The organism is Nocardia vinacea NBRC 16497 (assembly GCF_000308835.1).
Classification (GTDB): Bacteria; Actinomycetota; Actinomycetes; order Mycobacteriales; family Mycobacteriaceae; genus Nocardia; species Nocardia vinacea.
Map to the genome: position 1 here is coordinate 1 of NZ_BAGN01000271.1, position 222 is coordinate 222.

At 65.8% G+C, this 222-nt stretch carries 1 protein-coding gene; it reads left to right on the forward strand.

The features are described from left to right. Nucleotides 1–19: 19 nt before the first annotated feature. A partial coding sequence (locus ON44_RS33460; protein ID WP_281005322.1) for a polyketide synthase dehydratase domain-containing protein occupies nucleotides 20–222 on the forward strand: 203 nt, incomplete at its 3' end.

Sequence of the window (222 nt, forward strand, 5' to 3'; positions counted from 1 at the left end):
AACACCAGTGGACACGGGGTTGGCGGTATGGCCACCACAAAACGCCACCCGAACCGACACCAGCAGCCTCTACCAGCAACTCGCCGAGGACGGGTACGGCTACGGTCCCGCGTTCCAAGGCCTGGAATCAGTCTGGCGCACCGGAGAAGACTGGCTCGTGCAAGCCCGCCTCCCCGAAACCGGCGGCGACGCACACCACTACGGACTACACCCCGCCCTGCT